The organism is Bradyrhizobium sp. UFLA05-108, from assembly GCF_059803455.1.
This window is the reverse complement of sequence record NZ_JBANAZ010000285.1, coordinates 1-504: the sequence shown is the minus strand read 5'-3', so window position 1 is coordinate 504 and position 504 is coordinate 1. Positions and strand designations below refer to the sequence as shown.

Genomic DNA, 504 nt, shown 5'->3' with positions numbered 1-504 from the left:
GTTTCGTAGCGCCGGCTGACCAGCTGGAAGAACAGATGCGCCGCGTCAGGCTCCAGCGGCAGATAGCCGAGCTCGTCGACGATCAGCAGCTTTGGCTTCGCCAGCGCCAGCAGTTTCTCGTCCAGGCGCCGCTCGCCATGCGCCTTGGCGAGGCCAGCGACCAGCGTCGTCGCCGTGGTGAACTGCACCGTGTATCCGGCCAGGATCGCCTCTCGCCCGAGCGCGATCGACAAGTGCGTCTTGCCAACGCCCGGCGGGCCGAGCAGCAGCACGTTCTCGCCGTTGGCGATCCATCGTGACGCGGCCAGGTCGCGGATCTGCTTCGGATCGATCGACGGCTGCGCCTCGAAGTCGAAGCCCGCCAGCTCCTTCACGGCCGGGAAGTGTGCGAGTTTCAGCGCCATCTCGATACGGCGATGATCCTTGCGCGCGATCTCGCGCTCGCACAGCAGGATCAGCGTCTCACGCGCCGACAGGTTCGCGCGCGCCGCCTCGTCGAGCAGG

At 67.3% G+C, this 504-nt stretch carries 1 protein-coding gene; it reads right to left on the bottom strand.

All coding sequences use genetic code 11. The features are described from left to right. Positions 1-504 (bottom strand): ATP-binding protein (locus tag SO140_RS46510; RefSeq protein WP_498544284.1); only part of this gene is annotated, 504 nt, incomplete at both ends.